Below are 22,263 nucleotides of genomic sequence, written 5' to 3'. Positions count from 1 at the left end.
GGTTTCGCCGACGCGTCCGGCGCACCACCCCGACAGCGCAGTGCATCGCGCTCGATTCCCGGTGGAGTTGCCGCAATCGTTATCAGACACGACCTTCGTGCTGGCTCATGGCAACTGCACATGGTGTGCACAACCACACCCGCGTGTCGTTAGATCCCATTCCGCCGCGCGTTAGTCCGCGAGGGACCACAATGTCCAGCGAAAAGATCACTACGTCCGCATCGGGGGAGTTTCGATGACCTACCCGCCGCAGCAGCCCGGCCCGTACGGCCAGCAGCCGCAGGCAGGCGGTCCGTACGGGCAGCAGCCACCGCCGCCGCCCGGATACGGCCAGCCGCAGCAGCCGGGGTACGGCCAGCAGCCCGGACAGTACGGCCAGCCGCAGCACAACCCGTTCGGCCAGCAGGGCGGTGGTTTCCCGCAGCAGGGCTACGGCGGTTTCGGCGGTCCGCCGCCGAAGAAGAGCAACACCGGCCTGATCATCGGCGTCGTCATCGGCGTCCTGGTGCTCGTCGGTGGCGGCATCACCGCCGCCGTTCTGCTCACCGGCGGAAGTAAGGACGACAACGCCGCGGCGCCGAACCCAGGTACCAGCAGCTCAAGCCCCACTTCCGGCACCAGCAGCCCGAAGACCGCCACGACGAGCAGCAAGAACTCCGGCTCCAGCGCGGACGCGGACAAGGCGGCCAAGAAGTTCGGCGACGTCATGCTCGCCTCGCTGAAGGCCGGCTCCGTCGAACCGGGCAAGTTCACCGAGGTCGCCTGCCCCGGCTTCATCAAGGAGGGCGAGGCGAAGAAGCAGCCCCCTCAGACGGACGTGACGCTCACCGTCGGCAAAGTCGCGGTATCGGGTGAGACCGGTACGTTCGACCTGCGGTTCGAGAACCTCGTGAACAACGAGGGCAAGAAGGGCTTCATCCTGTACAGCATGACGCTGCAGAAGAACGAGTCCACCTGGCTCGTGTGCGGTAAGTCCACGGTGAAGGAAAGCCGCTCCACCGGCTGACGCTTCGCCCTCAGAACTTCAAGTTGACAAAAGATCACCTCAATCGGGGGAGTTTTCGATGACCTACCCGCCGCAGCAGCCCGGCCCCTACGGGCAGCAGCCGCCGCCTGGCGGTCCGTACGGACAGCAGCCGCCGCAGCAGCCGGGGTACGGCCAGCAGCCGCCGCAACAGCCGGGGTACGGCCAGCAGCCGCCGCCCGGCTACGGGCAGCAGCCCCCGCCTGGTCAGGGCCAGCCTCAGCAGCCGGGGTACGGGCAGCAGCCCGGCCCTTACGGCCAGCCGCAGCAGGACCCGTTCGGTCAGCAGGGCCCGCCCAGCGGCGGGTTCCAGCAGCAGGGCTACGGCCAGCAGCCCGGTCCGTACGGCCAGCAGCCCGGCTACGGCGGGCCCGGCGGGTTCGGCGGTCCCCCGCCCAAGAAGAGCAGCACCGGCCTGATCATCGGCATCGTCATCGGCGTCCTGGTGCTCGTCGGTGGCGGCGTCACGGCGGCGGTCATGCTCTCCGGCAACTCGAGCACCAGCGACAGCGGTTCGTCGTCGGACTCGGGCAGCAACAGCGGCAACAGCGGTGGTGGTGACGAGTCCGCGAAGGTCAAGAAGGTCGCGGAGGACTACTACGCGGCGGCCGCCGCCAAGAACGAGAGCAAGGGCAAGTCGATGACCTGCAAGGCAGCTCTCGACGAAGCCGCGGCGGCGGAGAAGAACCTCACCCCCGAGCAGCGCAAGCTGGTCGAGGAGATGAAGAAGCTGCCCGTGCCCAAGGTGACGATCAAGAGCGCGACCGCGACCGGCACCGAGGCGACCGTCCAGGTCACCATCGCCGTGTCCTACGGCGGCGAGACCAAGAACGTCGACACCTCCGTGAAGTTCAAGAAGGAGTCGGGCGACTGGAAGTTCTGCACGCTGGGAAGCGACCTCAAGATCCCGGACCTGCAGCCCACCGGCTGAGCTGACACGCGAAAGGGCCCGCACTCCGAGTGCGGGCCCTTTCGCGTTCTTTCAGCCCTTGCTGGGACGGCGCTGCGGCCTCGGCGCGGTCACGCCGTCCGCGAGCTTCCGCGTGGTCAGCAGGAACGCGGTGTGCGCGATCATCCGGTGCTCCGGGCGCACGGCGAGGCCGACGACGTGCCACGGGCGGACGAGCGTCTCCCAGGCGTGCGGCTCGGTCCAGCACGTCTGCTCGCGCAACGCCTCCGTGACGACGGACAGCTGCGTGGTCGTCGCGACGTAGACGACCAGGACGCCGCCGGGGATGAGGTTCTTCGCGATCGTGGGCAGCACCTCCCACGGCGAGAGCATGTCGAGGATGACCCGGTCGACCTCGCCCTCGTGGTTCTTCACGTCGTCGACGGTGATCGACCAGTTGCCGGGGCGCTCGCCGAAGAACGTCTCCACGTTGCGGATCGCGTGGACCGCGTGGTCGTCGCGCACCTCGTAGGACTGGACGCTGCCCTTCTCCCCCACCGCGCGCAGCAGCGAGCACGACAACGCACCGGAGCCGGCGCCCGCCTCCAGCACGCGCGCACCGGGGAAGATGTCGCCGTACATGCAGATCTGCGCGGCGTCCTTCGGGTAGATCACCTGCGCGCCACGCGGCATCGACAGCACGTAGTCCGGCAGCAGCGGGCGCAGCGCGAGGAAGTTCGTGCCGCCCACGGACGCCACCACGGACCCCTCCGGCTGCCCGATGAGCAGGTCGTGCGGAATGGCGCCGCGGTGGGTGTGGTACTCCTTGCCGGGTTCGAGGACAACGGTGTAGTGCCGCCCCTTGGGGTCGGTCAGCTGAACCCGGTCGCCCGGACGGAACGGTCCACTTGCGCTAATCACCGCGCAATGGTGTCAAACGCCCTTCTCAATGGCCGCACGCAGGTCCTCCCTGCGCAGCACGCCGGCCGGACGCCCCTCCATGTCGACGACCAGGAACTGCCACGCGGCGGTGTGCTGGACGCGTTCCACGATCTCCTCGCCGGGCTCGTCGACGAGCAGCACGGTCTCCGGCAGGATCGGCTCGGCGGCCTGCTCCGCGGGCGCGTGCGGGCTCGCCGCGGCCAGTCGCTGGGCGGCCTCGGTGTCGAGCAGCCCTGCCGCCACGCCGTCTGCCCTGACCAGCACCACGCCCCGCCCGGCCGAGGTGCTCAGCGCGTGGGCCACGGGGCTTTCCGCGGGCAGTTGCAGCACCGGGCGGATGAGGTCGCTGAGGGTGAGGCCGGCAGGCCAGGTGCGGCGTCGTTCATTGGCCAGTTCGCCGCGGGCGCCGGCGACGACGACCCACGCCGTCAGCACGCACACGCCGAAGCGCAGCCATCGGTCGTCCACACCCGCGGCGACGCCGTAGAGCGCCCACGCGACCAACGCGATCGCGACGAGGAACCCGCCGACGACCGCGACCCGCGTGCCCGTCGCACGGTGCCCGGTGACGGCCCAGACGCCCGCACGGACGATCCGGCCGCCGTCGAGCGGAAGTCCTGGCAGGAGGTTGAAGACGGCGACGACGAGGTTCGCCCCGGCGATCTGGAAGACCAGCAGCCAGACCAGGCCTCCGGGTTCCATCGCGAAGCCGGCGACGCCGAAGACGACGGCCAGCACGACGGACACGACGGGGCCCGCACCGGCGACAACGCCTTCGTGGCTGGGTTTGCCGGGTGTGCGCATGATCTCGGACAGCCCGCCCAGCAGGTACAGCCGCAGTCTCCTGACCGGCAGGCCGAGCCGCAGGGCCGCGACGCAGTGGCCGAGCTCGTGCGCGAGCACCGACAGCCCCAGGAACACCGCGAAGAGCGCCGCGACCAGCAGCCCGAGGCCGGGGGACGTGCCGGGGGCGAGTTCGTCGACCAGCGGTGCGTAGAACGCGACCACGATCGCGGAGCCGATCCACCACGACGGCGCGAGCAGCACCGGGATGCCCGCCACCCGGAAAAGCAGCAGGCCGCCCTCCTTCTCGCTGATCCGCGCGGCCACGGGTGCACTGTAGAGCGACCGGTGTGATCTCGCGGTGTACCGCCTCGGCGGTGGCGATCACGGAATTGTCAGACCCCTGTCCTATGGTGCGAACCATGAGCACCACGTTGCGCAGGCCCGCGCTGTCGCCGTCCCGGGCGGGAGACTTCAAGCAGTGCCCGCTGCTCTACCGGTTCCGCGCGGTCGACCGGCTGCCGGAGAGGCCGACGAAGGCGCAGGTGCGCGGCACGGTGGTGCACGCGGTGCTCGAGGACCTCTTCGCCCTGCCGGCCGTGGAGCGGGTGCCCGACCGGGCCAAGACGATGATCGCGCCGGCGTGGGAGCGCGTGAAGTCAGAGCGCCCGGAGTTCGCGTCTCTCTTCGACGAGCCGGGCGGTGCCGAAGAAGCCGAGTGGCTGGCGTCGGCCACGAAGCTGCTGGACGGCTACTTCGGCCTGGAGGACCCGCGGCGGCTGGAACCGGAGTCCCGCGAGCTGCTGGTCGAGTCGGAACTGCCCTCGGGCGTGCTGCTGCGCGGCTACATCGACCGCGTCGACGTGGCCCCAACGGGTGAAATCCGCGTCGTGGACTACAAGACCGGCGCCGCGCCCCGCGAGGTGGGCGAGGCGAAGGCGTTGTTCCAGATGAAGTTCTACGCCCTGGTCCTGTGGCGGCTGCGCGGCGTGGTCCCCCGCCAGCTGCGCCTGATGTACCTGGCAGACCGCCAGGCCCTCGCCTACACCCCGGACGAGGCCGAGCTGTCCCGCTTCGAACGCACCCTCGACGCGATCTGGCAGGCCATCATGCGAGCCGCGCCGACCGGCGACTTCCGCCCGTCCCCCAGCCGCCTGTGCGACTACTGCGACCACAAGGCCTTCTGCCCGGCGTTCGACGGCACCCCGCCGCCCTACCCCGGCTGGCCGGAGCCGGACGACACCGAACCCCTCCAGGACCGCGACTGATTGCCAGGACCGCGACATGACAGCCTTCTACCTACCGCTGGGCAACGACACGTTCCGCTCCACCGAACACACCGTCGGCCCGTGGGGCCCGGACAGCCAGCACCTGGGCCCGCCGTCCGCTCTGCTGGTGCGCGCGCTGCTGGCGCTCGGCCGCCCCACGTTGTCGCGGGTGACGTTCGAGGTGCTCGGCCCGGTGCCGATCGCCGACCTGACGGTGTCCACTTCGGTCGACCGCCCCGGCCGCTCGGTGGAACTGCTCTCGGCCTCGCTGTCCTTCGAGGGCCGCGCCGTGCTGACCGCGCGTGCGTGGCACATCGTCGGCTCGGACACGACCGCCGTGGCCGGCGGCACCGGTGGTGCACTCGCCCCGCCTTCGTCGGCCGTGCCGATGGAGATCCCGGAGTTCTGGGGCGGCGGCTACCTCGCCGCCGTCGAGTGGCTTTCGGTGTCGGGCGGAATCTTCACGCCGGGCGACGCCCAGGTGTGGGCCCGCCCGCGGGTGGCCGTGGTCGAAGGCTCCGTCGCGACGCCGCTGGAGCGCCTGTTCGCCGTGGTGGACTCGGCGAGCGGCGTTTCGTCCCGTGTGGACATTCGCAAGTGGTTCGCCATCAACACCGATCTGACCGTTCATCTGCATCGGCAGCCCGTCGGGGAGTGGGTCGGGATGGACGCGCGGACGACGATCGGGCCGGACGGGTCCGGGCTGGCTTCCAGCACTGTTCACGACGTTGAGGGGCCGGTGGGGAGTTCGGCGCAGGCGCTGTTCGTGCGCGAGCGCTGATACCTCACAGGACACAACGGGTGTCGCAGCTTCATCAGCAATCCCACTGATCGCGACGCACCGCGATCCTCTTCCCCCTCCTGGGCTCTACCGCCGCACGCGTGCGGGCAGCCAGGGTGGAAGGGGGAGCGGAGGGGGACGCGATGCCGAGGAAGACCCGCAGGCAAAGAGCGAACTTCTACATCGCACTCGTCGCGGTCCTCATGATCTTCTGTGTCATCGCGTTCCACTACGAGAACTACTGGCGCGCCGCCTGGACCGGTTCATTCGCCGTCGTAGTGACTTGCTGGATCATCGCGGTGCGCTTCCCGGTCAGGTGCGCGGTGACGACCAGACAGGGCTCATCGTGCCGGAACCCGGCGAACGGCGTCCTGTTCGGCTGCAGCCGCCACACCTGGATCAAGTTCCGGGCGCACGTCGGCCGGCACGAGCGCGTCCAGATCCGCAGCACCACAACGACATCGAGAGCCGAGCCCCCACCCCGATCCGCGGACGCCGCCGAGCGCAGACGATCCACGGCCCTGTTCTGGCTCGCCATCATCGCCACCGGTGCCGGCTTCATCTCGATGACCACCGATGTCATCGGCCTGTTCGGCTGATCTCCACGGCCCTGAACCGGCATTTCCTTCCGGGCGAAACGAATTGCCGACAACCTCCGATCCACTGTCTGTCCGGTGATGAAGTGGAGCGAGGTGCTGTGCCGTACTTCTTCTTCAGCTATGCGCGAAACGACTCCAAGGTCGACTCCCACCTGCGCGACTTCTACGACGACCTGTGCAAGGAGCTGTTCGCTCGCGGGAGCATCAAGCTGGAGGAGACCGGCTTCTTCGACATCAACCAGCAGACCGGCACAAACTGGCCGACGGTGGCCGGCGAGGCGGTCGGCAACGCCAAGGTCTTCGTGCCCGTCTACTCGTCCTGGTACTTCGGCAGCGAGACCTGCGGCCGCGAGTGGAACGGGTTTGCCCGGCGCTTGGAGCAGCACCGGATCCAGACCGGCGAGACCCTGGCATCGATCCTGCCCGTGTGGTGGGTGCCACCCACCTACAGACCTGACGCGACGAAAGACATGCACGACACCCGCGATCAATTCGGCTCGACGTACCGCGAGAACGGACTGCGCTCGCTGATGACACGGGGCATGGAGCCCGAATACCGGGCGTTCGTCGAGAAGTTCGCCCTCCAGGTCCTCGAAGCCGGCAGGATGCCGCCACGCCCGCTGTCCGGCATCAACCTCCGCACCGAGCCCAACGCGTTCGCCCGCCAGGCCCCCACCACCACGGCGCCCGCAGCCCAGTTCAGCGGGCCGAAAAAGGTGAACTTCGTCGTCGCGGCGGGCACCAGCGCCGAGATGCGGGCCGTGCGGGAGTCGCTCGAGGCCTACGGCGAGACTTGGGACGACTGGAAGCCTTATCTACCCCGATGCAGTGACCCCGTCGTACTGCAAGCCCAGACCGTGGCCGTGGAACGACGACTGATCTCCGAACCGGCCGCCGTCGACCACGACCTCATCCCGATGCTCGACAAAGCGAGCAAACGCAGCGAACTGGTCGTGCTCATCATCGATCCCTGGGTCGTCGGCATCGAGCACTACCGTGCCCGGCTGGAAGAGCTGGAGAACAAGCGCTACAAGAACGTGGCGATTCTGCTGCCGGGCGACGAGAACGAGCCCAGGCTGCTGCCGGACGGCGTCGACGCCGGTGACGTCCTGCGCATGTGCATCGGCGACTGGCTCGACGACCAGCCGCGCCGGGCACGTCAGGACCTGGGCACCGCCGAGAAGTTCGAGGAAGCGCTCAAACACACGCTCATCGACATCGGCGCACGGATCGTGAACCACGGCCAGGTCGCACGTCGCGTCCAGCAGGGTGGAGCGAGTTCCCGCCCCGTCCTCGTCGGCCCGGAGGGATGATCGTGGGCGCAGGCAGCATCGTCACCTTCTACTCGTACAAGGGTGGCACCGGCAGGTCGATGAGCCTCGCCAACGTCGCGTGGATCCTCGCCAGCAACGGCCGCCGGGTACTCGTCGTCGACTGGGACCTCGAGGCACCCGGCCTGCACCGGTACTTCCACCCGTTCCTGCCGGACGACACCCTGCGCCGCTCCCCCGGCGTGATCGACATGATGTGGGAGTTCGCGCACGCCGCGATGGATCCGCTGGCGGCCGACACCCCGGACTGGCACATCGAGTTCGCCCGCACCGGCCCGTATGCCGTGCCGATCGAGCACAAGTTCCGCACCGGCGGCACCATCGACCTGATGCCGGCGGGCCGCCGGGACAGCACGTACTCGGCGCTGGTCAGCACGTTCGACTGGGACAACTTCTACGACCGGCTCGGCGGCGGCGGTTTCCTCGAAGCGCTCAGGTCCGACATGCGCGAACGCTACGACTACATCCTCGTGGACAGCCGCACCGGCCTGAGCGACACCTCCGGTGTGTGCACTGTCGCCCTGCCCGACGTCGTCGTCACATGCTTCTCCATGAGCACGCAGTCGATCGACGGCGCAGCCGCGGTGGCCGCGTCGATCGCCCACCAGCGCACCGATGAACTGCGCATCCTGCCGGTGCCGATGCGCGTGGAGAACGGCGAGCACGACAAGCTGGAGACCAGCCGCGACTACGCACGCCACGCTTTCGACGGGTTCCTCTGGCACGTGGACGACGTGGACCGGTACTGGGGGCAGGTCGAGGTGCCGTACCGCAGCTACTACGCCTACGAGGAGATCCTCGCGACCATCGGCGATCGCCCGCAGCAGGAAAACACCATCCTGGCAGCGACCGAACGCCTCGTCGACCAGCTCACCGGTGGCGAGATCACCTCGCTGGTGGCCGCCGAGTCAGAGCGGAAACGCCGGGAGCTCCTCACGCTCTTCTTGCGCACCAAGGCATCCGAGCCCGTTGGGCACCGGCGGGAACGACCTGACCACAAGGTCTTCCTGACCTACGCCGAGGAGTCGGAGCGCACCGCGGCACGTGCCGCAGAGCTGCTCTCCCTGCTCGGAAACCAGGAGTTCGACGCCGAACTTGACCCGGATCTGCGGTTGTGGACCTCGGCGACCGAACCGGCGAAGCTCGTTGTCGTCGAAGCGGTGGAGCCCGGCGTGAGCGGTCACGACACCGGGGTCGAATGGGACCCCGACACCGTGATCCAGGTCCGTGCCAACGAGAAGGGCGACGCCGGCATCTCCCACCTCCTCGACCAGCTCGCCAGACCCCCGGCCGTACGGGTGCCGCCGCTCTCCATCGGCGAGTGGGTGTGGGGGCTCGACGCCGTCACCTCTCTGCGCGCGATGGTGAACGAACTCATCCTGCGCGCCAGTGACATCAGCGCTCACGAGACGTCGCGACTGCCGGTCAGATGGATCGCCGGCGGACTGACCGGTTCCGTCGAATCACTTCCCGACGTCTTCCTGAGCACGCCGTCGCGAAAGTTGATCGTTCTCGGCGAACCGGGCAGTGGCAAGTCCGTCGCCGCGGTCCTCCTCACTCGCGGACTGCTCGCGCACAAGGACCGTCCCACCCCGATTCTCTTGTCGCCGTCGACCTGGCGGCCCAGCGTCGAGTACTTCGACGACTGGGTCGTGCGCACCATCGTGGAGAACTACCCCTCGTTCCTCTCGTCCAGGAACCTGGAGGGCGACGTGACCCGGCTGTTGCAGCTGGGCACCATCGCCCCCGTGATCGACGGGCTCGACCAGCTCCCGGAACATGAGTACGAACAGGCGTTGCAGCAGATAACCGACACCACGGTCCCCGTCGTCGCGACGACCAGAACCGATGAATACCGTTCGGCGGTGAGCGGCCCCAGGCCGAGCAGGACCTCTGTCGTTGAACTCCTGCCGGTAGCGCTCGGCGAAGCGCTGAAGTACCTCTCCAGCAACACCACGAGGCGCGACCAGCAGACCACGAACGCGCTCAGCGAGCTTGCCCAACGCTCCGATGGCGTGCTGACCATGGTGCTCGCCACCCCGGCGAAGATCTCTCTGGTGCGCAGCTACCTCGACAGCCCCGGTGGCGACATCGTGAAGCTGGCCGCGATGACGTCGCCGAGGGAGGCAGAGGAAGTCCTGATCGGCAGCTACCTGGAAGAGGCGTTCGGCAGGCGATCCCGGCGGCCAGGAGAACCGGACTACCGCGCCGACCGGACCCGGCGCTGGCTCGCGTTCATCGCGACCCGCCCCGGCGCCGCCTTCCGGTGGTGGGAGCTGCACAAGTCGGTGTCGTCGCGCGTGTATCGCCTGGTTCTGGGATACCTCGGGTTTCTCTGCACCGCGCCTGCGTTGTTCATAGCCCTGGTGTGGCCGCTGAACGCCGTCACGGTGCCGGTGCTGGTCTCGGCGTCGCTCGTACTTCTGGCGCCCCTGATGCCCACGCCGAGATTCCCGGCTTCGACCTTCGCCGCGTATCTGGGTCTGAGCTCCCGGCGCCGTGGCCGGCAATCGGACGACAGAACCGTCCAAGCTCCAGACTCCGAGCGAAATCGCGCGCTCGGGACCGTGGTGGCCGGAGCTGCCATCGGAGCGTTCGCCTTCGTCGTGGCCCTGTCGCTCCCCGGCGTCAGGGACAACGCCTTCACCTCCGGCTATCTCGCGGCCGCCGCCACCGCGGCGACGTTGTCCGGCGGCTACCTCGGCGTCGCCCTCGCCATGACGACAGCGTGGTCGCGGTACGCGGTGAGCAGGCTTCTGCTCGCCGGGACGCACCGGTTGCCGTGGCGGCTCGACCGCCTCCTCAACGATGCCAACCGGCGAGGGGTTCTGCGGCGGATCGGCAGCGTCTACGAGTTCCGCGACAGGCGTCTGGCCGAGGTGCTGGCGGACCGCTACCGGCAGCGCTGAACAGGGGTAACGTCAACGGGATTGTGAAGAGGTTCGCGAACCGGCAGGACGCGGGCCGCGCACTGGCCGCGCGACTCGCGGCACACACCTGGCACGACCCGCTGGTGCTGGGCCTCCCGCGCGGCGGCGTGCCGGTGGCGAAGGAAGTGGCCGACGAGCTCAACGCCGAACTCGACGTCGTGGTGGCGCGCAAGATCGGGGCGCCGGGCCATCCCGAGTACGGGGTCGGGGCGGTCACGGCGGACGGCGAGCCCATCTACGACGCGAGGGTGCTCAGGGCCCTGAACCTCACCGAGGAACAACTCAGCCGCACCTGCGATCAGGAACGCGCCGAAGCCGCCAGGCGCACCGCCCTCTACCGCGGCGACAAGCCGCTCGAGATCAAAGGCCGTGACGTGATCCTCGTCGACGACGGGCTGGCCACCGGTGTCACGGCCAAGGCCGCCCTGCGGTGGATCGCGCAGCACGAACCGAACACGATCACCTTGGCCGTGCCGGTAGCCGCGAAAGAGTCGATCAGAACGTTCATGACACCGGTCGTGGCGATCCTCGTGCCCAAGCACTTCGGGGCGGTCAGCCGGTGGTACGACCGCTTCGATCAGACCACGGACGCCGAGGTGCTGAGCGCACTCGAGTAGTGCTCGACCGTCGGGAACGGCGAGTAGAACTCGTGCAGCAACGAGGACCACTGCTCGTACGAGGGTCCCTGCCGGAAGCCCACGGTGTGCGCCTCGACGGACTCCCACCGCACCAGCAGCAGGTATCGCGACGGCGTCTCCAGGCACCGCAGCAGTTCGAGGCCGAGGAAGCCCGGCGAGGCGGAGATCAGCTCCCGCGCCTCGCCGAACGCCCACTCGAAGTCCGTCTCGCGCCCCGGCAGGACGTCGAGGACGGCGTGTTCCAGGATCACAGCCGGCAGAACCTGATGTCCGAGGCCAGCACGGCCTTGGCGCCGATCGCGGCCAGCTCGTCCATCACCCGGTTCGCGTCCTTGCGCGACACCATCGCCCGCACGGCCGCCCAATCCGGGTTGGCCAGCGGCGCAACGGTCGGTGACTCCAGGCCCGGCGTCAGGGCGATGGCGTCGTCCAGGATCGTGCGCGGGCAGTCGTAGTCGAGCATCAGGTACTGCTGCGCGAACACGACGCCCTGGATGCGGGCCGCCAGCTGCTTTTTGGCCGCGGACAGGTCCGAGCCCGCGCGGTGGATCAGGACCGCCTCGGACTCGCAGATCGGCTCGCCGAACGGCACCAGGTCGTGCTGGCGCAGGGTCCGCCCGGATCCCACGACGTCGGCGATCAGGTCGGCCACGCCCAGCTGGATCGAGATCTCCACGGCACCGTCGAGGCGGATCACCTGCGCGGTGATGCCGCGGGCCTTGAGGTCGCGGCCCACCAGCTTCGGGTACGCGGTGGCGAGGCGCTTGCCCTCGAGGTCGGAGACCTTCCAGTCGGTGCCCTTGGGCCCGGCGTAGCGGAAGGTCGACCCGCCGAAGCCCAGCGCGAGGAGCTCCTCGACCGAGGAGCCGTTGTCGTCGGCGCCCGAGTCTGCGGCCAGGTCGCGCCCGGTGATGCCGAGATCGAGGTCACCGGACGCCACGTAGATCGCGATGTCCTTGGGGCGCAGGAAGAAGAACTCGACGTCGTTGTTCGGGTCGAGCACGGTCAGGTCGCGCGGCTCGTGCCGCTGCCGGTACCCCGCCTCGGTCAGCATGGCGGAGGCGCGTTCGGCGAGCGCGCCCTTGTTCGGGACTGCTACGCGCAGCATGTGGAGGGCCTCCGTCAGAGGTACTTGTAGACGTCGTCGAGGGTCAGGCCGCGGCCCAGCATCAGCACCTGGAGGCGGTACAGCAGTTGCGAGATCTCTTCGGCGAGCTTCTCGTCGGACTCGTACTCGGCGGCGATCCAGACCTCGCCCGCCTCCTCCAGGACCTTCTTGCCCTGCGCATGGACGCCGGCCTCGAGCGCTGCGACGGTGCCGGAACCCGCCGGCTTGGTGGCGGCTCGTTCGGTCAGTTCGGCGAACAGGGAATCGAAGGTCTTCACGGCACGACATCCTCCCATCCTCCGAACCCCGGTCCACACCGCGGTCACATCTGTCCCAGGCACTGGACGTGATCTGTCCTGCATGGACACCCAGTACGGTGAATTCTTGTGTCGGAGTTCGCAGAGGTCCTCGAAGCATTGCGCAGGGTGCGCGGCATCAACCCGTTCTTCGCGCTGGACGTGGGCCGTCCGGACGAGACCTGGCTGCCGGGAACGGCACTTCTCGAAGGCCCCGCGCTCAAGAACACGATCGACGCCATCGCGACGAGGTACAAAGCGGAGGAACCGCGCGTAGCCGCGAGCCTGTTCTTCCTCAGCTACACCGCGCGGCTGCTCAGCCCGCTCACCGCGGCGAACCTCCCGATCGACGTGCGCCCGGAAAACCTGTCGTGGCAACACCACCCGGCGAACGGTCTGAGCGTCCGCATCGACCAGCCCCAGCTGGGCCCGACGGCCGCCGAGGCGCTCGAACCGGTGGTGGAAGCGATCCAGGCCGTCACCCCGGTGGCGCGCGGATTGTTGTGGGGCAACGCGATGTCGAACATCGCAGGTGCGCTGAAAATGGTGGTCCGCGCACGCATGCTCACCGCCGAGGAAGCGGAAGAACGCGGCGAACGGCTGATGACGGCACCGCCGTTCGAACAGGCGGGAGAATTCCTGAGCTTCCCCGGCGAGGTCACGTTTCGGAGACGGAGCTGTTGTCTTTACTACCGGGTAGCCGCAGGTGGGAAGTGTGGCGACTGTCCACTCGTGAAGTGAGGAACGCAACAACTCTTATGGCCGGTTGTGCTTAACCGGTGACTCAACTTACGGTGCACGCGCCGCAGTGACGGGAAGCCGGTGAAAATCCGGCGCGGTCCTCGCCACTGTGACCGGGAAGCGATCCCCGCCGAGCACGTCACTGGCACCCGTGAGGGCGCTGGGAAGACGCGGGGGCAGCGTTGATCCGGGAGTCAGGAGACCGGCTGCGGCGCCGCAAGGAGTGTTGACCTTCCACGAGGTATGGAGGAGCCCGTCATGACGAGCCCCGCAGCTGATCTGTCCGCCGTCCAGGTGCCCAAATGGGCCTTCGCTGTCGCATTGCTAGGCCTCATCGTCACCTACCTGGTCCTGCAGGAGAACGGCCTCGCGCTCGGTGCGAGCTCGGAGCTGCTGCACGAGTTCTTCCACGACGGCCGGCACGCGCTCGGCGTCCCCTGCCACTGACCGGATCCCCCGATCCAGGCAGGGAAAATCATGACTACGACGTACAAGTCTCTTGCGCTGCGCGGAATCGCGGCCGGCGGTATCGCCGGTCTCGCCTCCGCTCTCGTGCAACTGCTGGTGACCGAGATCCCGATTCGTGCCGCGCTCGCGGTCGAGGAGGCACGGGCACCGGCCGGCGATTCGGCAGGCCACTCCCACGAGGAGGCGCTGGTCAGCCGGGGTGCCCAGGTCGTGGGCGGCATGCTCGGCGTGGTGATCGTCGGCATCGCCGTCGGGCTCGTGTTCGCCACGGCCTACGCGCTGTCGAAGCGCTGGTTCGTCGACCGGCCGCCGTTCAGCCGCAGCGTCGCGTTCGGTGTGGCGGTGTTCGGCGCGGTGGCGCTGCTCCCGTGGATCAAGTACCCGGCCAACCCGCCCGCCGTGGGCGACCCGGAGACGGTGAACTACCGCACCGCGCTCTACCTCGGTGTGGTGGTGGCCGGTCTGGCGATCGTGTGGGGCGCCAGCTGGCTCGCCGAGCGGTTGCACGCGCAGTCGCAGCCGGTTCAGGTCACCGCGGTGCTGCTGGCCGTGGCCGCGGCCGCCGCGGTGGTGCTGGTGGCGTTCCCCGCGCCGCCGGACACGATTCCCGCGGACATGCCGGTGAACGTGCTGTGGCAGTTCCGCCTCAGCTCGCTCGCGCAGCTCGCCACGCTCTACGTCGGCATCGGCGTGGTGTTCGGCCTGCTGATCGACCCGGCGACGCGCAAGAACAAGATCGCGCAGAAGGCGACTGTCGCCTGATGGTGTGGGGTGGTCGCCTGCCCGGCCACCCCGCCCAACGCTCATTGGTACGTTCGGTGCATGCCTGACAGCGCTGAGTTGCTCGAACAGATGCGTCAGAAGCTCGAGTTCTTCGAGCAAGCCAACCGCGCGGCCGACGCACGTGCCGCCGGTTACGACGCGATGGGCACCGAGCTCAGAAGCGTCGAGGCGAGCGCCCAATCCCCTGACCGCTCCGTCACGGTCGTCGCGGGTCTGTCCGGTTCCATCAAGGAAATCCGGTTCACCGAGGACGCCAAGCGCCTGAGCACCACCCAGCTCTCGCAGGCCGTGATGGCGACGTTGCAGCAGGCCGTCGCGGCCGCCGCGCGCCAGCAGGCCGAGATCGTGCAGGGCCACGTCGGCACGGACATCCCGATCGCCGAACGCGTGCTGAAGACCCAGGAAGCGATCTTCGGCCAGCCCGCCGAACCGCCCGCCCGGCCACGTCCTCCGGCGGACGACGACGGCGACACCGGCAGCATCTTCCGCAAGGATGATCGCTGGTGACCGGCTTCGTCGTGCACCCGGACGAGCTCGCGCGGTGCGCGAAGTCCGTCGGCGGGCTCTCCTCCACCTCCACGAAGCTCAACGACGCGGCCACCACCGCGTCCGTCCCGGCCCTCAGCTGGGGCGCGCTCGGCCACCTGGTGGGCCTCTACCAGCAGTACGACGACCTGCTCGGCGACTTGCACGGACACTTCGGCAAGATGACCGAGGGTTTCGGCAAGATCGACGCCGCGCTCACCGCCACCGCGCAGACTTACGCGGGCCACGAGCAGACGACCACCGACGCGTTCGGCAAGACCCTCCAATCAGGACTCGACAGCGCCACCGCGCCACCGATGGTCTCGGGCGGCAACGCGACGGGGAACTTCGGCGCGCTGGGCAAGAGCTACGGCGAGCAGTTCTCGGGCGGCAGCGTCGGCAAGCAGGCGGCGAAGTCGGTCCCGTTCGGCGGCAGCAGCTACTCGCTCATGAAGGACAGCGCGAAGCTCGCCGACGACATCAAGTCCGGCGATGGCGCGGCGATCGCGAAGGACGTCGTCAGCGTCCTCTCCGACATGAACAACTTCATGCAGGAGGGGATGAAGCTCGCCGGGGCGATCTCCGACCCGCTGAACTTCCTGATCTCGAAGGGGCTCGGCTGGCTGCTCGACGTCGTAGCACCGCTGAAGCAGGCCGTGGACCTGGTCACCGGCGATCCGGCGGCGACGAGCAAGGCCGCCGGCGCGTTCAACGACATCGCCAAGCAGACCGAGGACCTGGCGCGCACCTTCGACGATCAGTTGAAGGAAGGGCTGCGGAGCTGGAAGTCCGACGCGGGCGACAAGGCGGCGGAGAAGCTCGGTGGGTTCCACCACGGCATCGAGGGCACGGCGGCAACCGCGGGCAACGTGGCAGCGGTGCTGCAGGGCAGCTCCATCCTCATGCAGGTGGCCGAAGACATCATCAAGGGCATTCTGAGCGACCTGATCGAGTGGCTGGTCGTCACCTGGATCGCCGCGCAGCTGGCCGCGGTTCCCACGCTGGGCGCCTCCGAGGTCGCGGCGGCCGCCGCCACCCCGGTCGAGGCCGGCATCTCGACGGCCAAGGCAGGCAAGGAGGTCAACAAGGTCCGTTCGGTGATCCAGAAGATCATGGACGTGCTGAAGCGCATCCGCGAGGTGCTCAGGAACTCGAAGATCGGCAACGCCTTCCGCGAGGGTGTGGCGGACAAGCCGGCCACGTTCGGCAAGGCGTTGAGCAAGGCCGCGCAGGACCAGGTGAAGAAGGCCGCCGGTCTCGACAAGAGCGGCCCAGAGGGCTCGAAGTACACCGACCCGATCAAGATCGCGAACAAGGTGGCAGGGATCGCGGACGGCCTCTACAAGACCGTCTCGTACGGCTCGAAGGGCGACGAGTCGTCGAAGACCGATCAGGAGCTCGACATCTGATGCGGTGGTGGCGGAAGCGGTTCTGGCCGGAGGAGTCGGTGGCGTCCACGCTGTCCGTGGGCGGCCGCACGTTCGCAACCCGCTCGGAGACGAAGATCGTCGGCCTCGAGTCCGCTCCTGGCGACGACATGAACGCACGGACAGAGACCATCGTGTCCGTGAGCACCGACTTCGGCCCGTGCCCGCCGTTGCGGGTCGCTGCCCGTGCAACGGAGGACTGGCGCCGGATCACGCACGATGAGAACGCCGGCGCGGTCGCACTTGGGGTTCCGGCATTCGACGACAGGTTCCTGGTGTTCTGCGACGACCTGGCGTTCGTGCGCTACCTGACCCCGGCGCTGACCGCCGCTCCGTGCGAGTCGACCGGTGGGCTGGAACTCGGTGGCGGCAGGATCACGGTGCACCGCAAGGGTGTCGGCCACGACGTCACCGCCGCGAACTACCTCAACGCCCTGATTCCCTTGCTGCCACCGGAGTTGCGCCGATGAACGACGCGCCGATCGTCGTACCGCTGTCCGACGAGGCCGCCGTGGTGATCGAACAGGACAGGGTCCTGTTCACGAAGATGATCGGTGGAGCCAGGGTGGCCACCGACATGATCGGGGTACCGCTGGCGGCCGTGATGAAGGTCGAGCCCGGTGTGCTGCGGGACCGCGTGAAGTACCGGACGCCGGAGCACACGGCCAGCCATCCGATGAGGTTCGAGGTGCCGGCCGGGCCCGTGGTGTGGTTGCGCGCGGCCTACGACATCCTCATCCCCACCTCGGATCCACGCGGGCTGGCGGCGGAGATCGACCGGCGCCGGCACCGGGTCGCGCGTTACGGCGGGGTGGCTTCCTCGGTGGTGTGGGAGAAGAACCCGGCGCTGCGGGTGGCCGGGCCGGACGGGTTCGAACCCGCCGTGCCGGACTGGGTGCCGACGGTGCCCGACATCGGGAAGAAGTGGGAGGCCTCCGCTCCCGCGCCGTTCGGGCCGTTGTCACCCGGCCGGCCGTCCAGCGAGCCGGTCGTGCCCGCCTCGCTGCCGTACCCCGAGTCGCTGCCGGTGGTGTCCGAGACGCTGTCCAACGGCGTGCGGTTCTCGGTGTCGGTGCGGTGGACGTTCCTCGGGCGCGATCCCGTGCCGGCGGGAGTCGTGAGCGAGACGGTGCCCACGTCGTCGCTGAGCGAACCGCTGGCGGTCTGGCACGTGGTGCGGGCAGGCACGCTGCGCGGCACGCACGGGCCGATCCGCTGGTGCGCGGTGGACGGGCGGACCGAGATCAGGACCGAGCTGGTGGACGGGCCCGCGCTGTGGCTGTGGGGGCCGGTGCAGGAGTGGCTCGTGTGCACGCCTCGGGCGGCCGAGCTGGCCGAGGAGGTGCGGCTGCGGCAGGGCGTGGGGATGCGGTTCCCGCTGTCCAGCGATCTCGGGGCGGAGCGGCGGACGTGGCGGAACCTGTCGTCGACGCGGCCGGTGGACACCCCGGCGGGACGGGCGTTGCCGCCGGTGCCGGAGTGGGCACCCACGGCGCCGACGCTCGTGCCTCGGGAAGCTTGGAGCTAAAGGGCTTTCAGCACGTCGAGGTCCACGCCCACGAGCGAGTCGCGGAAGATCCGCCGCTCCCCCGCCGCCACCTCGACATCACACGGCACCACCAGCACGGTGCACCCGGCCGCAACCGCAGCCGCCACCCCGGTAGGCGAGTCCTCGATCGCCACACACCGCACCGGATCCACATCCAACAACCGAGCCGCCTTCAAATAGGGCTCAGGCAAAGGCTTGTTCAGCCCGTCGACCTCGTCCCCGCACACCGTGACGTCGAACAGGTCCCGCCCGATCGTGTCCAGCGCGACCTCGGTCAGCGACCGCTCGGTCGACGTCACCAACGCCATCGGCACCCCGGAAGCACGCACCGCCCGCAACGCCTCGGCAGCCCCGGGACGCCACGGCAGGCCGGCGCGGAAGACCTCCTCGGTGCGGCGCGAGATCCACGCGCCGCCGTCGACGAGATCGGCGTCCGTGGGCTCGATGCCGACATCGGCGAACAGCAGGCGCATCGTGGTGGGCACGTTGGTGCCCACCATCCGTTCGCGGGTCTCCAAGGACAGCACCCCGCCGAGCTTCTCCGCGTACTCGTAGAGCGGGATGTCCCAGAGCTTCTCGGAGTCCAGCAACGTGCCGTCCATGTCCCACAGAACGGCAGAAAGGTCAGACATTGAAGTACTTCGCCTCCGGGTGGTGCGCCACGAAGGCGTCGGTGGACTGTTCCGGGTGCAGCTGCAGCTCGTCCGACAGCTGCACGCCGATGCGGGAAGGGTCGAGCAGGTCGACGATGCGCTTGCGGTCTTCCATCTCCGGGCAGGCGCCGTAACCGAACGAGTAACGCGCGCCGCGGTAGCCGAGTTTGAAGAACTCCTCGACGTCGTCAGGGTCTTCCGCGGCGACGGTGCCGCCCGAAGGCCACACCAGTTCTTCGCGGACGCGCTTGTGCCAGTACTCGGCCAGTGCCTCCGTGAGCTGGACACCCAGGCCGTGGACCTCCAGGTACTCGCGGTAGGCGTTCTTGCCGAACAACTCGTTGGCGTAGTCGGCGATCGGCTGGCCCATCGTCACGAGGTGGAACGCGATGACGTCGACCTCACCGGACTCGCGCGAACGCCAGAAGTCCGACAAGCACAACCTGCGATCCCGCTTCTGGCGCGGGAACGTGAACCGGAAGCGTTCAGCGGAACCCGCAACGGGCTCTTCCAGGATCACCAGGTCGTCGCCGTCGGAGACGCACGGGAAGTAGCCGTAGACGACCGCGGCGTGGGCCAGAACTCCTTCGGTGGCAAGGCGTTCCATCCAGTAGCGCAGGCGTGGGCGACCCTCGGTCTCGACCAGGTCCTCATAGGACGGTCCACCGCCTCGGGTGCCCTTGAGGCCCCACTGGCCCATGAACGTCGCCCGCTCGTCCAGCAGAGCCGAGTAGTCGCCGAGCGGGATGCCCTTCACGACCCTGCTGCCCCAGAACGGCGGCGTCGGGATCGGGTTGTCGGTGGCCACGTCCGAGCGCCCGGTGAGCTCTTCCTCGTCCGCCGCCGCAGCGGCTTTGCGAGCGGCGGCGATGCGCAGCGACCGTTCGCGGCGCGCCTTGCGTTCGGCCGCCTTTGCCTCGGCCTCGGGGTCCACCAGAGGTGTCTCGCCGCGCTTGGCCGCCATGATCGCGTCCATCAGCCGCAGGCCCTCGAAGGCGTCACGCGCATAGCGAACGTCGCCGAGGTACATCTCGGTCAGGTCGTTCTCGACGTACGCCCGCGTCAAGGCCGCGCCGCCAAGCAGCACCGGCCAGCGCGCGGCGACACCCCGGGAGTTCATCTCCTCGAGGTTCTCCTTCATGATCACGGTCGACTTGACCAGCAGGCCGGACATGCCGATCGCGTCGGCGCGGTGTCCCTCCGCCGCCTCCAGGATCGCGTTGATCGGCTGCTTGATGCCGATGTTCACGACCTCGTAGCCGTTGTTGGACAGGATGATGTCGACGAGGTTCTTGCCGATGTCGTGGACGTCACCCTTGACGGTGGCGAGCACGATGCGGCCCTTGCCGCCGTCGTCGGACCGTTCCATGTGCGGTTCGAGGTGGGCGACGGCGGTCTTCATGACCTCGGCGGACTGCAGCACGAACGGCAGCTGCATCTGGCCGGAACCGAAGAGCTCGCCGACGGTCTTCATGCCCGCCAGCAACGTGTCGTTGATGATCTGCAACGCCGGGCGCTCGTCCAGCGCCGCGTCCAGATCCTCCTCCAGGCCGTTGCGCTCACCGTCGACGATGCGGCGCTGGAGGCGTTCGAACAACGGCAGCGCGGCGAGCTCCTGTGCGCGGGTGGCGCTGTTCGACTTGGTCGTGACGCCCTCGAACAGCTCCATGAGCTTCTGCAACGGGTCGTAACCCTCGCGGCGGCGGTCGTAGACCAGGTCCAGGGCGACGGCGCGCTGCTCGTCGGGGATGCGGGCCATCGGCACGATCTTCGAGGCGTGCACGATCGCGGTGTCGAGGCCCGCCTGGACGCACTCGTGCAGGAACACCGAGTTCAGCACCTGGCGCGCGGCCGGGTTGAGTCCGAAGGAGACGTTCGACAGGCCCAGAGTCGTTTGCACGTCCGGGTAGAGGCGCTTGAGCTCGCGGATCGCCTCGATCGTCTCGACGGCATCGCGGCGGACCTCCTCCTGGCCGGTGGAGATCGGGAACGTCAGGCAGTCGACGATGATGTCGTTGACCCGCATGCCCCAGTTCGTCGTGAGGTCCTCGATCAGCCGGGTGGCGACGCGGACCTTCCACTCCTTGGTGCGAGCCTGGCCCTCCTCGTCGATGCACAGCGCCACAACGGCCGCGCCGTGCTCGGAGACGAGCCGCATGATCTTCTGGAACCGGGAGTCCGGGCCGTCGCCGTCCTCGTAGTTGACCGAGTTGACCGCGCTGCGGCCCCCGAGACACTCCAGGCCGGCCTGGAGGACGTTCGGCTCGGTCGAGTCCAGCATGATCGGCAACGTGGACGCGGTGGCCAGCCGGGAGGCCAGGGCGCGCATGTCCGCTTCGCCGTCGCGGCCGACGTAGTCGATGCAGAGGTCGATCAGGTGGGCACCCTCGCGCGTCTGGTCGCGCGCGATCTCGATGCAGTTCTCCCACTTCTCTTCCAGCATCGCCTCGCGGAACGCCTTGGAGCCGTTGGCGTTCGTGCGCTCGCCGATCATCAGCACGCTGGCGTCCTGTTTGAACGGGACGGCCTGGTACAGCGACGACACACCGGGTTCCGGCCGCGGCCGCCGCGCCGACGGCCCGAGATCGCGCACGGCGTCGGCGACCTGGCGCAGGTGCTCTGCCGTCGTGCCGCAGCAGCCGCCGACGAGCCGCGTGCCGAACTCCTGCACGAAACCGGCCAGCGCCTGGGCGAGTTCCTCCGGGCCGAGCGGGTAGACCGCGCCGTTCGGGCCGAGCTCGGGCAGACCGGCGTTCGGCATCACCGACAGCGGGATGCGGGCGTGCTTGGACAACGTGCGCAGGTGCTCGCTCATCTCGGCGGGGCCGGTGGCGCAGTTGAGGCCGATGAGGTCGATGCCGAGCGGTTCCAGCGCGGTCAGCGCGGCGCCGATCTCCGACCCCAGCAGCATCGTGCCGGTCGTCTCGACGGTGACCTGGGCGATGATCGGGACGACGCGGCCTTCCGCGGTCATCGCGCGCTTGGCGCCGATGATCGACGCCTTCGTCTGCAGCAGGTCCTGCGAAGTCTCGACGATGATCGCGTCCACCCCGCCGACCAGCAGGCCCTTGCACTGCTCCTGGTAGGCGTCACGCAACGTGGCATAAGGCGCGTGGCCGAGCGTCGGCAGCTTCGTACCGGGACCGACACTGCCCAGCACGAACCGCGGCTTTTCGGGCGTGCTGAACTCGTCCGCCACCTCGCGGGCCAGCGCGGCGCCGCGTTCGGACAGGTGGAAGATCTGGTCCGGGATGTCGTACTCGGCGAGGTTCGCGAGGTTCGCGCCGAACGTGTTCGTCTCCACGGCGTCCACGCCGACCTCGAGATAGCCGCGGTGCACGTCCATCACGACGTCCGGCCGCGTCACGTTCAGGATCTCGTTGCAGCCCTCTAGACCGTCGAAGTCGTCAAGAGAGAGGTCTACGGCCTGAAGCATGGTGCCCATGGCGCCGTCAGCGACGACAACCCGGTTCACCAGCGCTTCCAGGAACGGCGACTCTCCGCGATCACGCATGGGCCAAGCCTACG

General features: G+C 68.7%; 22 protein-coding genes and 1 riboswitch. Of the genes, 15 read left to right on the top strand and 7 right to left on the bottom strand.

The window, feature by feature from the left end; genetic code table 11:
* The first annotated feature begins 235 nt into the window (after positions 1 to 235).
* Positions 236 to 1,006 carry a hypothetical protein gene (locus tag ACIA8G_RS01460; RefSeq protein WP_396416274.1) on the top strand — a complete coding sequence of 257 codons (771 nt, stop codon included), beginning with the start codon at positions 236 to 238 and terminating at the stop codon, positions 1,004 to 1,006.
* Between the two features lie 58 nt (positions 1,007 to 1,064).
* On the top strand, positions 1,065 to 1,955 hold the full coding sequence (locus ACIA8G_RS01455; protein WP_396416273.1) for a hypothetical protein: 891 nt from the start codon (positions 1,065 to 1,067) through the stop codon (positions 1,953 to 1,955).
* Between the two features lie 51 nt (positions 1,956 to 2,006).
* On the opposite strand, the gene ACIA8G_RS01450 is transcribed toward ACIA8G_RS01455, so the two are convergent.
* Together ACIA8G_RS01450 and ACIA8G_RS01445 are read right to left on the bottom strand one after the other, a co-directional pair.
* Positions 2,007 to 2,831 carry a tRNA (adenine-N1)-methyltransferase gene (locus tag ACIA8G_RS01450; protein ID WP_396417293.1) on the bottom strand — a complete coding sequence of 275 codons (825 nt, stop codon included), beginning with the start codon at positions 2,829 to 2,831 and terminating at the stop codon, positions 2,007 to 2,009.
* A 15-nt stretch (positions 2,832 to 2,846) separates the two neighbouring features.
* Positions 2,847 to 3,965, bottom strand: a complete 1,119-nt coding sequence (locus ACIA8G_RS01445; protein WP_396416272.1) for a site-2 protease family protein — start codon at positions 3,963 to 3,965, stop codon at positions 2,847 to 2,849.
* Between the two features lie 83 nt (positions 3,966 to 4,048).
* Here ACIA8G_RS01445 and ACIA8G_RS01440 point away from each other — a divergent pair, with 83 nt between their 5' ends.
* From ACIA8G_RS01440 to ACIA8G_RS01415, 6 genes are all read left to right on the top strand, one after another.
* On the top strand, positions 4,049 to 4,906 hold the full coding sequence (locus ACIA8G_RS01440) for a RecB family exonuclease (RefSeq protein WP_396416271.1): 858 nt from the start codon (positions 4,049 to 4,051) through the stop codon (positions 4,904 to 4,906).
* A 16-nt stretch (positions 4,907 to 4,922) separates the two neighbouring features.
* The gene (locus ACIA8G_RS01435; RefSeq protein WP_396416270.1) at positions 4,923 to 5,687 is read left to right on the top strand and encodes a thioesterase family protein; all 765 of its coding nucleotides are present in this window, start codon (positions 4,923 to 4,925) and stop codon (positions 5,685 to 5,687) included.
* Between the two features lie 143 nt (positions 5,688 to 5,830).
* Positions 5,831 to 6,286 carry a hypothetical protein gene (locus ACIA8G_RS01430; RefSeq protein ID WP_396416269.1) on the top strand — a complete coding sequence of 152 codons (456 nt, stop codon included), beginning with the start codon at positions 5,831 to 5,833 and terminating at the stop codon, positions 6,284 to 6,286.
* 83 nt (positions 6,287 to 6,369) lie between these two features.
* Complete coding sequence (locus ACIA8G_RS01425; RefSeq protein WP_396416268.1) at positions 6,370 to 7,599, top strand: TIR-like protein FxsC; 1,230 nt, start codon at positions 6,370 to 6,372, stop codon at positions 7,597 to 7,599.
* Between the two features lie 2 nt (positions 7,600 to 7,601).
* Positions 7,602 to 10,526 carry a KGGVGR-motif variant AAA ATPase gene (locus tag ACIA8G_RS01420; protein ID WP_396416267.1) on the top strand — a complete coding sequence of 975 codons (2,925 nt, stop codon included), beginning with the start codon at positions 7,602 to 7,604 and terminating at the stop codon, positions 10,524 to 10,526.
* Between the two features lie 23 nt (positions 10,527 to 10,549).
* Positions 10,550 to 11,164, top strand: a complete 615-nt coding sequence (locus ACIA8G_RS01415) for a phosphoribosyltransferase (protein ID WP_396416266.1) — start codon at positions 10,550 to 10,552, stop codon at positions 11,162 to 11,164.
* On the opposite strand, the gene ACIA8G_RS01410 is transcribed toward ACIA8G_RS01415, so the two are convergent.
* The 3 genes from ACIA8G_RS01410 to ACIA8G_RS01400 are packed head-to-tail and all read right to left on the bottom strand — an operon-like array spanning position 11,125 to position 12,571.
* Positions 11,125 to 11,436, bottom strand: coding sequence for an antibiotic biosynthesis monooxygenase family protein (locus tag ACIA8G_RS01410; RefSeq protein ID WP_396416265.1), 312 nt, complete (start codon positions 11,434 to 11,436; stop codon positions 11,125 to 11,127). The genes ACIA8G_RS01415 and ACIA8G_RS01410 overlap by 40 nt on opposite strands.
* Positions 11,433 to 12,293 carry an ATP phosphoribosyltransferase gene (gene hisG, locus ACIA8G_RS01405; RefSeq protein WP_396416264.1) on the bottom strand — a complete coding sequence of 287 codons (861 nt, stop codon included), beginning with the start codon at positions 12,291 to 12,293 and terminating at the stop codon, positions 11,433 to 11,435. The genes ACIA8G_RS01410 and hisG overlap by 4 nt, the downstream gene beginning before the upstream one ends.
* 14 nt (positions 12,294 to 12,307) lie before the next feature.
* Entirely contained in the window at positions 12,308 to 12,571 is a 264-nt protein-coding gene (locus ACIA8G_RS01400; RefSeq protein WP_112261573.1) for a phosphoribosyl-ATP diphosphatase, read from the bottom strand.
* Between the two features lie 108 nt (positions 12,572 to 12,679).
* Between ACIA8G_RS01400 and ACIA8G_RS01395 the strand changes: the two genes are divergently transcribed.
* The 7 genes from ACIA8G_RS01395 to ACIA8G_RS01365 all read left to right on the top strand — a co-directional run bounded on the left by ACIA8G_RS01395 (position 12,680) and on the right by ACIA8G_RS01365 (position 18,061).
* Positions 12,680 to 13,330 (top strand): (2Fe-2S)-binding protein, encoded by a 651-nt coding sequence (locus ACIA8G_RS01395; RefSeq protein WP_396416263.1) that lies wholly within the window; start codon positions 12,680 to 12,682, stop codon positions 13,328 to 13,330.
* Between the two features lie 34 nt (positions 13,331 to 13,364).
* A riboswitch (cobalamin riboswitch) is annotated at positions 13,365 to 13,556 on the top strand.
* A gap of 32 nt (positions 13,557 to 13,588) precedes the next feature.
* On the top strand, positions 13,589 to 13,777 hold the full coding sequence (locus ACIA8G_RS01390) for a CbtB-domain containing protein (protein WP_396416262.1): 189 nt from the start codon (positions 13,589 to 13,591) through the stop codon (positions 13,775 to 13,777).
* 30 nt (positions 13,778 to 13,807) lie between these two features.
* A complete protein-coding gene (locus ACIA8G_RS01385) occupies positions 13,808 to 14,560 on the top strand; it encodes a CbtA family protein (protein ID WP_396416261.1) in 753 nt (250 codons plus the stop codon).
* Positions 14,561 to 14,620: 60 nt separating this feature from the next.
* On the top strand, positions 14,621 to 15,088 hold the full coding sequence (locus ACIA8G_RS01380; RefSeq protein ID WP_396416260.1) for a YbaB/EbfC family nucleoid-associated protein: 468 nt from the start codon (positions 14,621 to 14,623) through the stop codon (positions 15,086 to 15,088).
* Entirely contained in the window at positions 15,085 to 16,515 is a 1,431-nt protein-coding gene (locus tag ACIA8G_RS01375; protein ID WP_396416259.1) for a WXG100 family type VII secretion target, read from the top strand. The genes ACIA8G_RS01380 and ACIA8G_RS01375 overlap by 4 nt, the downstream gene beginning before the upstream one ends.
* Positions 16,515 to 17,003, top strand: a complete 489-nt coding sequence (locus tag ACIA8G_RS01370; protein ID WP_396416258.1) for a hypothetical protein — start codon at positions 16,515 to 16,517, stop codon at positions 17,001 to 17,003. Before ACIA8G_RS01375 ends, ACIA8G_RS01370 begins: the two co-directional genes overlap by 1 nt.
* Entirely contained in the window at positions 17,000 to 18,061 is a 1,062-nt protein-coding gene (locus tag ACIA8G_RS01365; RefSeq protein ID WP_396416257.1) for a hypothetical protein, read from the top strand. Before ACIA8G_RS01370 ends, ACIA8G_RS01365 begins: the two co-directional genes overlap by 4 nt.
* On the opposite strand, the gene ACIA8G_RS01360 is transcribed toward ACIA8G_RS01365, so the two are convergent.
* On the bottom strand, positions 18,058 to 18,714 hold the full coding sequence (locus tag ACIA8G_RS01360) for an HAD family hydrolase (protein ID WP_396416256.1): 657 nt from the start codon (positions 18,712 to 18,714) through the stop codon (positions 18,058 to 18,060). The two genes, ACIA8G_RS01365 and ACIA8G_RS01360, sit on opposite strands and share 4 nt — an antisense overlap.
* On the bottom strand, positions 18,707 to 22,249 hold the full coding sequence (metH, locus tag ACIA8G_RS01355) for a methionine synthase (protein ID WP_396416255.1): 3,543 nt from the start codon (positions 22,247 to 22,249) through the stop codon (positions 18,707 to 18,709). The genes ACIA8G_RS01360 and metH overlap by 8 nt, the downstream gene beginning before the upstream one ends.
* Positions 22,250 to 22,263: the final 14 nt, after the last annotated feature.

It is taken from the genome of Lentzea sp. NPDC051213, assembly GCF_044455585.1.
GTDB lineage: Bacteria > Actinomycetota > Actinomycetes > Mycobacteriales > Pseudonocardiaceae > Lentzea.
The sequence above is the reverse complement of the archived record's forward strand: the minus strand, read 5'-3'. Positions and strand labels throughout refer to the sequence as shown.

Bases quoted from the DNA above. Each gene is read 5' to 3' on its own strand.
- ACIA8G_RS01460 (WP_396416274.1), top strand. From the start codon at position 236: ATGACCTACCCGCCGCAGCAGCCCGGCCCGTACGGCCAGCAGCCGCAG.
- ACIA8G_RS01455 (WP_396416273.1), top strand. From the start codon at position 1,065: ATGACCTACCCGCCGCAGCAGCCCGGCCCCTACGGGCAGCAGCCGCCG.
- ACIA8G_RS01440 (WP_396416271.1), top strand. From the start codon at position 4,049: ATGGTGCGAACCATGAGCACCACGTTGCGCAGGCCCGCGCTGTCGCCG.
- ACIA8G_RS01435 (WP_396416270.1), top strand. From the start codon at position 4,923: ATGACAGCCTTCTACCTACCGCTGGGCAACGACACGTTCCGCTCCACC.
- ACIA8G_RS01430 (WP_396416269.1), top strand. From the start codon at position 5,831: ATGCCGAGGAAGACCCGCAGGCAAAGAGCGAACTTCTACATCGCACTC.
- hisG (WP_396416264.1), bottom strand. From the start codon at position 12,293: ATGCTGCGCGTAGCAGTCCCGAACAAGGGCGCGCTCGCCGAACGCGCC.
- ACIA8G_RS01390 (WP_396416262.1), top strand. From the start codon at position 13,589: ATGACGAGCCCCGCAGCTGATCTGTCCGCCGTCCAGGTGCCCAAATGG.
- ACIA8G_RS01385 (WP_396416261.1), top strand. From the start codon at position 13,808: ATGACTACGACGTACAAGTCTCTTGCGCTGCGCGGAATCGCGGCCGGC.
- ACIA8G_RS01380 (WP_396416260.1), top strand. From the start codon at position 14,621: ATGCCTGACAGCGCTGAGTTGCTCGAACAGATGCGTCAGAAGCTCGAG.
- ACIA8G_RS01370 (WP_396416258.1), top strand. From the start codon at position 16,515: ATGCGGTGGTGGCGGAAGCGGTTCTGGCCGGAGGAGTCGGTGGCGTCC.
- ACIA8G_RS01365 (WP_396416257.1), top strand. From the start codon at position 17,000: ATGAACGACGCGCCGATCGTCGTACCGCTGTCCGACGAGGCCGCCGTG.
- ACIA8G_RS01360 (WP_396416256.1), bottom strand. From the start codon at position 18,714: ATGTCTGACCTTTCTGCCGTTCTGTGGGACATGGACGGCACGTTGCTG.
- metH (WP_396416255.1), bottom strand. From the start codon at position 22,249: ATGCGTGATCGCGGAGAGTCGCCGTTCCTGGAAGCGCTGGTGAACCGG.